The following is an 8,075-nucleotide window of genomic DNA, read 5'->3' as shown; positions in this document are numbered from 1 at the left end:
TATTTAAGAAGGTAGCGAAGAGTAAATAGATGATATTATAAAAAAATTATGCCACTATACAGCAATCAAATCAGTGCCGGCATAATTGACATAAACCGGCGTTTATTCTATCATCCCGGATCTTTTTTATCCGTTTTTGTTAACAATCATCTGAACCAGGATTTAAGGCCATGAAAAGAACCTATCAACCCAGTAAAATTAAACGCGTAAGAACTCACGGCTTTCGTGCCAGAATGGCGACCAAAGGCGGCCGTAAAGTCCTTAACGCCCGCAGAGCCAAGGGCCGTGCCAAGCTAACAGTCTAATTGATTGACGAACAAGGTATTTAGTTTCCCGCCGCAGTTAAGGTTAAGGAAGCCTTCTGAATATAAAAAAGTCTTTACCGGACCGGTAAAATCGAGTGATGCGTATTTCACATTACTGGCAGTTAGGAATGAGTTAGATCATCCTCGACTAGGTCTGGCAATTGCGAAAAAAATCATTAAAAAGGCTGTGGACAGAAATATGCTCAAAAGGACTGCCAGGGAAAGCTTTAGACTACAACAACACGAATTGATCAATATTGATGTTGTTGTTATGGCCCGAAAAGATGCACTCAATGCATCACCGGAACAATTACAAAAGTCATTGGCAAGGCATTGGCTTAGGTTGGTAAACCGATGCGAGTCTTACTCATAGCAATTATAAAGTTATACCAATACTTTATAAGTCCATTGTTAGGTAAAAACTGTCGTTTTTATCCCAGCTGCTCCTGCTATGCCTTAGAGGCGCTCCATAAACATGGAGCCGCCCAGGGCACCTATCTTACAGTCCGAAGAGTATTAAAGTGTCACCCTTTTCACGAAGGCGGGCTTGATCCTGTTCCAGAAAAAATTTGGTAAAAAGAATGGATAACATTAGATTTATATTAGTCGTTACATTTGCAATGCTGCTTTATATGCTCTATGACGCATGGCAAATCGATTACGGTCCGAAACGCGAAATTTCCGTCGCACAACAAATGCCGCAAGACCTTAAGGAAGACTTGCCCACGGCAACCGGCGGCGAACCGCAACCCGAATCACGCGCTGAAGCAAAACCCATAGTTACTGAGGTGACTGAATCGGGCGCTATTATTAGCGTAACAACCGATGTTCTGGCCTTGGAAATCGACCCCAAAGGCGGCACGATTCGTAACCTGGATTTGCTGAAATACCCTCGTGAAAAAGAAAACACCGCCGTTGAATGGGTTTGGAATCTGTTCGGCTTTTCGAAACCGGAAAAAGACCTTAGTCCGATCCGCTTATTCGATAGCAACCCGGAAAGATTATTTCTAGCACAAAGCGGTTTGATTGCCGCAGAGGGTTCGGCAAATGCTCCTACTCACCATACCGTATTTAACTTTGAAAAAGATCAATACCTTTTAGGTGACGATCAAGACACCATCACTGTACCGTTGACATGGACCGATAATCAAGGGTTGACTGTCACTAAAACACTCACCTTTAAACGCGGCAGTTATACCATTGGAGTCAATCAAACCGTCTCTAACGATTCGACGCAACCTTGGACCGGTCGGCAATATAAGCAATTGTTAAGAGTTCCGTATAAAGAAGAGGCGGGGCATACTTTTATCAGAACCTATGCCGGCGGCGTCGTTTATACAGAAGAGAATAAATATCAAAAAGTCAGTTTCGACGACATGGCGAGCGACAAGCTGAATGTCAAAACGACAGGCGGCTGGAGTGCGATGATCCAGCATTACTTTGCAGCGGCATGGATTCCGCCCAAAGACCAGGAAAATACGTTTTATACCAAAGACCTTAAAGATTGGCGTTATGTAATCGGTTCCTATTCTCCAGCGTTTACGGTCGAGCCGAATTCCGACATGGAGTTTAGCGCACAATTGTTTGCCGGCCCTAAAATACAGCCGATGATGGAAGAAATCGCCAAAGGTTTGGAACTAACCGTCGATTACGCTTGGTTAACGATCATTGCCAAGCCGATTTACTGGTTACTGAATCAAATTCATGGCTTTGTCGGCAACTGGGGTTTGTCTATTATCGGTGTGACCTTATTTATTAAACTGCTGTTCTTTAAACTTTCGCAAACCAGTTTTCGTTCGATGGCGAAAATGCGCAAGATTCAGCCGCGTCTGAAAGAACTGCAAGAACGTTTTGCCGATGACAGACAGCGTTTCAACAAAGAAATGATGGATATGTATAAACGGGAGAAAGTGAATCCCTTAGGCGGCTGCTTGCCGATATTGGTGCAGATTCCGGTCTTTATTTCTTTGTATTGGGTATTGGTCGAAACCGTTGAATTGCGTCAAGCTCCGTTTGCCTTGTGGATGCAGGATCTATCGGCGCAAGACCCGTTTTTTATCTTGCCGATCCTGATGGGCATTACGATGAAAATTCAACAAAGTTTAAATCCTGCCCCGATCGATCCGTTGCAAGCGAAAATCATGAAAATGTTTCCGATCGTGTTTACGGTATTCTTTCTATTCTTCCCGGCCGGTTTGGTCTTGTACTGGGTGGTCAACAATACGCTGTCGATCATCCAACAATGGTACATCACTAAAAACTTGGAAGATGCTAAGTAAAACCTGAGTGGACATCGGTACCAACGATACCATTGCCGCGATTGCCACGCCGCCCGGAAACGGCGGCGTCGGCATTGTACGGATATCGGGACCGGCGGTTTCTATTATTGCCGCTAAATTAACCGATCGTCCGTTACCGCCAAGATATGCCGTATTGACACCGTTTATCGATAGCGACGGTTCAGTCATCGATACCGGCATTGCCATCTACTTCCCTTCTCCGGCTTCCTATACCGGGGAAGATATCCTTGAACTGCAAGGACACGGCGGTTCGATCATTCTCGATATACTTCTCAAGCGCGTCTTATCGCTTGGCGCCCGCCTTGCACGACCCGGCGAATTCACCGAGCGCGCATTTCTTAACGGTAAGATTGACTTAGCACAAGCCGAAGCCGTTGCCGACTTGATAGAAAGCAGCACCGAACAATCGGCGCGTTCCGCACAACAATCGATGCAGGGTGCTTTCTCGAAACAAATCAATGAATTGGTTGAAGAACTGACCGAACTCAGAATCTATGTTGAAGCAGCCATAGACTTCGTCGATGAAGAAATCGATTTTCTCGGTGACGGAGTGGTACAAAATCGTATCGACCGATTAGCGGAAAAACTTCGAACTATATTGGCAACTGCACAACAAGGCTGCTTGCTTCGCGACGGAATGACGATCGTACTGGCCGGTAAACCCAATGCCGGTAAATCCAGTTTATTGAACGCCTTGGCCGGACATGACGCAGCGATTGTTACCGACATCGCCGGCACCACACGCGACGTGTTGAAAGAACGCATACAAATCGACGGCATGCCGCTGCATATCATTGATACGGCAGGTTTACGAGACAGCGACAATGCCGTTGAAAAAGAAGGCATACGTAGGGCTCGAGAGGAAATGAAGCGGGCTGATAAAGTCTTATTGATGATCGATGCCACAGATCCCGAGCATCAATCAATACTCGAGAACCTCCCCGAACATGTACCTATCACCAAAATCTACAATAAAATCGATCTAATCGGCATTAAACCTGAGATTCGCGAATCCGAACAAGGCACACAGATCTATTTGTCCGTCAAAAAAGAACAAGGCCTTGATCTTCTCAAACAGTATTTGAAAAACAGCGTCGGTTATCAATCCGAAACCGATAATGTTTTTATTGCTCGTAGACGGCATATCGAAGCATTACAAAAGGGTTTGATATTCGTTCAGAGTTCTCAAGAACAATTACAAAACCATCAAGCCGGTGAATTAGTGGCCGAGGATCTAAGACAAGCGCAACATTGTCTCGGTGAAATTACCGGTGCTGTTTCGTCCGATGATCTTTTAGGTCTGATCTTTTCCAGCTTTTGTATAGGAAAATAACCCGCGAATTAACACCAAACCGAGACCCAAACAACAAAGAACAAATAATTTAAATTCAATGATTAGCGGCTAAAGTACCGCTATATTTTTTTAGCCGTTTATGTCTTTTCTTTTGTGATTTTACACCTATACTACCCCAAGCAAAAAAGGGGTAAAGGAGGGGTAAAAATTGAAAGTTTCACTCGAAAAAAGAACGAACGCTAAAGGCGATAAGCTAAACTTGCGGCTTGTGTACTGGTACGACAGCGAAACAATTTTAAAGAAATAGCACGACACGTTAATATAAAAACGCAGGAGGGATGCCGGAGAGGCTGAACGGCCCTGACTCGAAATCAGTGGGGGGCGCAAGTCCCACGAGGGTTCAAATCCCTCTCCCTCCGCCATATCAACATTTCATGGCAACTTTTAGTGTTTTTAAAGATTGATACTAAAGGCATTTTATTAAACATTCCGTTCATTAAATCCTTTTAAGTTTGCACAATAAGACGGTATCTTTGACGGTATACCGTCAACGAAAAAAAGATATACCGTCAAATGACTCTCAGTGTTAAAGATCTACGCGATGCGGAGCCGCGCGACAAGCAATATAAGCTGACCGACCGCGAAGGCCTCTATGTGCTTGTGCATCCCAATGGTGGAAAATATTTCCGCTACGATTACCGCTTTGGCGGAAAACGAAAGACGCTTGCACTGGGCACCTTTCCTGAAACCTCATTGAGGTAGGCTAGAGACGCACTGCACGAAGCAAAGCAACAAGTAAAAAGTGGCATCTATCCTGCCTTATCCAGGAGAACTGATTATGAAATGCTATGCCGAGCAAGAAGGTGATTGCTGGGTGGCCGTATGCTTAAATTTCAACCTGGCCGCTCAAGGTGATACATACGAGGAAGCTAAAACCAAACTCGAATCGATGATCCGTGAATACGTTCATGACGCCCTGATCGGCGACGACAAACCTTATGCCGCGCAATTACTCTCGAGAAGCGCACCGCTATCGCTCTGGCTTAGATATCAAATCATTCGGCTAAAAATAGCGCTTTACCATACCCACCAAAAAATATTCGATGAGACCCTACCGCTACCAGGGTAAACGCATTAAAACTACATATAAAATCAAATGGTTATAATGCGTAGTATTTTCAGTAATTTCATAGCGGCAGCCTTTATTGCCACAAAATAAAAAACTAACAAATAAAATATTCTGCAAGCTTAGGTTGAATAGTCATAACATATTGATATGGCATTTATTTTAATGCGTTTGCCCTGCTACCGCTACGCCCTGCATGAGCAGTCAATACCCTCCGCTAACCTGCAAAGAGGTTAAAAAGATCCTGGCATACCTGGGATTCGTTGCCAGACCGCAAAAAGGCAAATCACACGAGCAATGGGTAAAAGAACACGATGCCACCCTGTACAAAGTTACCGTCGATTGCCCAACAAAGTCCCCTTTTACACAAACGCTCATCAAAAGCATGGCCGCCCAAGCCGGCATGACCAAAAAAGAGTTTTACCGCATCTTCAGGTTAATTAAATACCCCCGAACAGCCGGCACTGATCACAAAATTGGTTGCTCGACACCCGATACCTTTTATCCTAAAAAGAGCAGTTGGTAAGTGTTGTAGACCGTTCGTGCTGAGCCAAGTCGAAGCATGAAGGGTCTACAACACTTACACCGGATTGGTGAAGCCTCAAACTACCGTACACCCTTCGACAGGGCTCAGGGCGAACGGTAGTTTGAGGCTCTCAACTGCTCTTTTTAGGTTTATGGTCCGGAAATGCCGGACCATAAAACGAACATCATCGTTCTCAACATCGTCGTCTTGAATAGATCCACATACAGTGAAGGCAATTCCGGCTTCAATTTTTCGGCAAAATAGGCCCCTCTCGCCAAAAACAAAAAAATAAACCCTATATATAATATTTTTGTGTTCCACCCCTCCGCCAGATTAACATTCGCTCGCTGAAAATCGTGGAAACGGAGCGTTAGCGAAGTGAAGATTTTTAGTCCCCGATAGCCGTAGCGCCGGGTGTTTTGCCGGAGTCTGCGCGAATAGCGCAGGCGGAGGCAAAATACAAGGCATCGCGACACGGCGTAAAGCCATTTGTGGGAGTGCTACGGAGCCGCATCGAGTATGCGATGATGTGGCGTAGTGGCACGGACGCAGGGCGAATCGGGGCCGCCGAAGGCAATAATCGCCAAGTCATTTTTCGCTGCTGAAATCGGACGGACCCCATTTCAGCTTTCGCGAAAAATCTTGGCGCGCTTGTTTACTCCCTTTATACCCAAATATCGGCTAATTTTATGAAGTTATGGGGTGTGGCTAGCGAGGATGTCGGAAGCAGGAAGCTGCGGTCAAGCCCCCAGAGATGGGTTAACGGCGGTCCTTGCTAGTCACATCCCATACCTTTTATTCTTAGACGGTTTTTCATTCAAAAGGAAGTATCTTAAATATCTTGGATTAAAGCCATAAAAAAAGGGCGCTAAAAAACGCCCTTTTTATCAGCTTATAATTTAAATAATTAAATCAAGCCTGGTAATTCGCCGTACTGTTTCAAAGCGCTTTGCAGAGCTGCATCTACACCATCTAAAGATCCTTTTTTAGCGGCATTGCGAGCTTTTTTCAGCTCACCATTCGCGCGTGCGCGAGCAACGTCAACTTTGTCATTGGCATTGATTTCTTTGCTCATATCCAGAGCATCTTTGACTAAAACAGCAACTTCATCAGCGGAAGAACCGGCTGCAACTGCATCGATCGCAGCTTGAATTTTTTCGGAAGTCAATTTGATTGCTTCTACAGGCGCATATGAAATTCTGCCTGGATCGCTTTCAGCCATTACAGGGGTAGCAATAGCACCCATAGAGCTAGCAATAGCCAGAGATAACAATACCTTTCTTAAAAATTTCATGTCTAACTTGTCCTCATGTTGTCATAGTAACTATTATTCAGCAATGCAGCAGAAATTCCATCAAATTAAAGCTACTTAGCGTTGTCCATTCTAACGTAGATTGCCGCAATATCAAACTCAAAGTTAAAAACAATGCTTATAAATTCAACCAAGTATATTTGTAGGGTACTGTTAATGCTTGGCTTAGAAAGATTACATTGTAAATTCAATCCTCGTCGCGTTTGCAAGTAACATGTGCTTGACCGTTATCATAAACTTCGATTTGTACGTAAATAGGAGAACAGCAAACCGAGCAGTCTTCGTAATAACACTGTGAACCGGAAGGGATATCCAGCAATAAAGAAATCGTTTCACCGCAGTAAGGACATTGAATCGATATTTCTTCTAAATCGGTAAACATCAAACTTTAACCAGTAAGTTATCGAGCCAAGCCGCCGGCAATATACGTTTCAAATAGCCAAACAGATAAGTGGGAAAAGTCACGTAATAACGGATTTTAGGTCGTTTCGATTCCAAAGCATGAATCACCTTGTCGGCTACGGCTTCAGGCGGCAACGTAAAAGGTACGGCAGGCCCATCTTTTTGCAAGCGGGTTTCCATTGCGGCATAACGATCCTTATGAAAACTGTTGCTTGGGTCGATGTTTTTTTTAAAAAGCGCGAAGGCGTTTTTACGAAAATCGCTCAAGATCGGTCCGGGTTCAATGATCGATAAATCAATTCCGGTACCTTTAAGCTCCAGTCGTAACGTATCGGCTAAACCTTCCAAAGCAAACTTGCTGGCGTTATAAGCGCCCCGGTAAGTCATGGCGACAAATCCCAATACCGAGCTGTTGTAAATGATTCTGCCCTGCCCTTGCCGACGCATGATCGGAATGAGCAAATTGGTCAGTTCGTGCGTGCCGAAAAAATTAGTTTCAAATTGAAACCGTAATACATCACGGCTTAAATCTTCGACCGCGCCCGGTTGGCCGAAGGCACCATTATTGAACAATGCATCGATTCTACGTTCGGTCATGATCAGCATTTCGGAAACGGCTTGTCGAATCGACGCGCTATCGGCAAGATCGAGCCTTATTGTTTCAAAGCCTTCCTGTCTGAGTCGGTCGACATCGTGTTGTTGCCTAGCCGAAGCAATAACACGGTGGCCTCGTTGTTTGAGTGCAAGTGCCGTCGTATAACCGATTCCGGACGAACAACCGGTGATTAAAATTATTTTACTGTTAGACAT

Annotated in this window: 11 protein-coding genes and 1 tRNA gene; 9 read left to right on the top strand and 3 right to left on the bottom strand. The window is 44.7% G+C overall.

The window, feature by feature from the left end; all coding sequences use genetic code 11:
• The first annotated feature begins 170 nt into the window (after positions 1-170).
• The 9 genes from rpmH to EQU24_RS22115 all read left to right on the top strand — a co-directional run bounded on the left by rpmH (position 171) and on the right by EQU24_RS22115 (position 5,551).
• On the top strand, positions 171-305 hold the full coding sequence (gene rpmH / locus EQU24_RS22155; RefSeq protein WP_083877752.1) for a 50S ribosomal protein L34: 135 nt from the start codon (positions 171-173) through the stop codon (positions 303-305).
• A 4-nt stretch (positions 306-309) separates the two neighbouring features.
• Positions 310-678, top strand: a complete 369-nt coding sequence (gene rnpA / locus EQU24_RS22150; protein WP_017841473.1) for a ribonuclease P protein component — start codon at positions 310-312, stop codon at positions 676-678.
• On the top strand, positions 660-881 hold the full coding sequence (gene yidD, locus EQU24_RS22145) for a membrane protein insertion efficiency factor YidD (RefSeq protein WP_083877753.1): 222 nt from the start codon (positions 660-662) through the stop codon (positions 879-881). The genes rnpA and yidD overlap by 19 nt, the downstream gene beginning before the upstream one ends.
• A 5-nt stretch (positions 882-886) precedes the next feature.
• Entirely contained in the window at positions 887-2,584 is a 1,698-nt protein-coding gene (gene yidC / locus EQU24_RS22140; RefSeq protein ID WP_017841474.1) for a membrane protein insertase YidC, read from the top strand.
• A 7-nt stretch (positions 2,585-2,591) separates the two neighbouring features.
• Entirely contained in the window at positions 2,592-3,938 is a 1,347-nt protein-coding gene (gene mnmE, locus EQU24_RS22135; RefSeq protein ID WP_017841475.1) for a tRNA uridine-5-carboxymethylaminomethyl(34) synthesis GTPase MnmE, read from the top strand.
• Positions 3,939-4,231: 293 nt separating this feature from the next.
• A tRNA-Ser gene (locus EQU24_RS22130) sits at positions 4,232-4,321 on the top strand.
• A gap of 151 nt (positions 4,322-4,472) precedes the next feature.
• Positions 4,473-4,661 carry an Arm DNA-binding domain-containing protein gene (locus tag EQU24_RS22125; RefSeq protein WP_017841476.1) on the top strand — a complete coding sequence of 63 codons (189 nt, stop codon included), beginning with the start codon at positions 4,473-4,475 and terminating at the stop codon, positions 4,659-4,661.
• Positions 4,662-4,737: 76 nt separating this feature from the next.
• Complete coding sequence (locus EQU24_RS22120; protein WP_017841477.1) at positions 4,738-5,028, top strand: type II toxin-antitoxin system HicB family antitoxin; 291 nt, start codon at positions 4,738-4,740, stop codon at positions 5,026-5,028.
• Positions 5,029-5,221: 193 nt separating this feature from the next.
• Entirely contained in the window at positions 5,222-5,551 is a 330-nt protein-coding gene (locus EQU24_RS22115) for a type II toxin-antitoxin system HicA family toxin (protein ID WP_017841478.1), read from the top strand.
• 907 nt (positions 5,552-6,458) lie between these two features.
• On the opposite strand, the gene EQU24_RS22110 is transcribed toward EQU24_RS22115, so the two are convergent.
• The 3 genes from EQU24_RS22110 to EQU24_RS22100 form a co-directional block, all read right to left on the bottom strand.
• A complete protein-coding gene (locus tag EQU24_RS22110) occupies positions 6,459-6,845 on the bottom strand; it encodes a hypothetical protein (RefSeq protein ID WP_017841480.1) in 387 nt (128 codons plus the stop codon).
• A gap of 205 nt (positions 6,846-7,050) precedes the next feature.
• Complete coding sequence (locus EQU24_RS22105) at positions 7,051-7,245, bottom strand: CPXCG motif-containing cysteine-rich protein (RefSeq protein WP_017841481.1); 195 nt, start codon at positions 7,243-7,245, stop codon at positions 7,051-7,053.
• Positions 7,245-8,075, bottom strand: a complete 831-nt coding sequence (locus EQU24_RS22100) for an SDR family oxidoreductase (RefSeq protein ID WP_017841482.1) — start codon at positions 8,073-8,075, stop codon at positions 7,245-7,247. The genes EQU24_RS22105 and EQU24_RS22100 overlap by 1 nt, the downstream gene beginning before the upstream one ends.

The organism is Methylotuvimicrobium buryatense (assembly GCF_005931095.1).
Taxonomy (GTDB): domain Bacteria; phylum Pseudomonadota; class Gammaproteobacteria; order Methylococcales; family Methylomonadaceae; genus Methylotuvimicrobium; species Methylotuvimicrobium buryatense.
This window is presented reverse-complemented; position numbering and strand designations above follow the sequence as displayed.

Coding starts and splice junctions, on each gene's coding strand:
- rpmH (WP_083877752.1), top strand. CDS start 171: ATGAAAAGAACCTATCAACCCAGTAAAATTAAACGCGTAAGAACTCAC.
- yidD (WP_083877753.1), top strand. CDS start 660: ATGCGAGTCTTACTCATAGCAATTATAAAGTTATACCAATACTTTATA.
- yidC (WP_017841474.1), top strand. CDS start 887: ATGGATAACATTAGATTTATATTAGTCGTTACATTTGCAATGCTGCTT.
- EQU24_RS22125 (WP_017841476.1), top strand. CDS start 4,473: ATGACTCTCAGTGTTAAAGATCTACGCGATGCGGAGCCGCGCGACAAG.
- EQU24_RS22120 (WP_017841477.1), top strand. CDS start 4,738: ATGAAATGCTATGCCGAGCAAGAAGGTGATTGCTGGGTGGCCGTATGC.
- EQU24_RS22115 (WP_017841478.1), top strand. CDS start 5,222: ATGAGCAGTCAATACCCTCCGCTAACCTGCAAAGAGGTTAAAAAGATC.
- EQU24_RS22110 (WP_017841480.1), bottom strand. CDS start 6,845: ATGAAATTTTTAAGAAAGGTATTGTTATCTCTGGCTATTGCTAGCTCT.
- EQU24_RS22105 (WP_017841481.1), bottom strand. CDS start 7,245: ATGTTTACCGATTTAGAAGAAATATCGATTCAATGTCCTTACTGCGGT.
- EQU24_RS22100 (WP_017841482.1), bottom strand. CDS start 8,075: ATGTCTAACAGTAAAATAATTTTAATCACCGGTTGTTCGTCCGGAATC.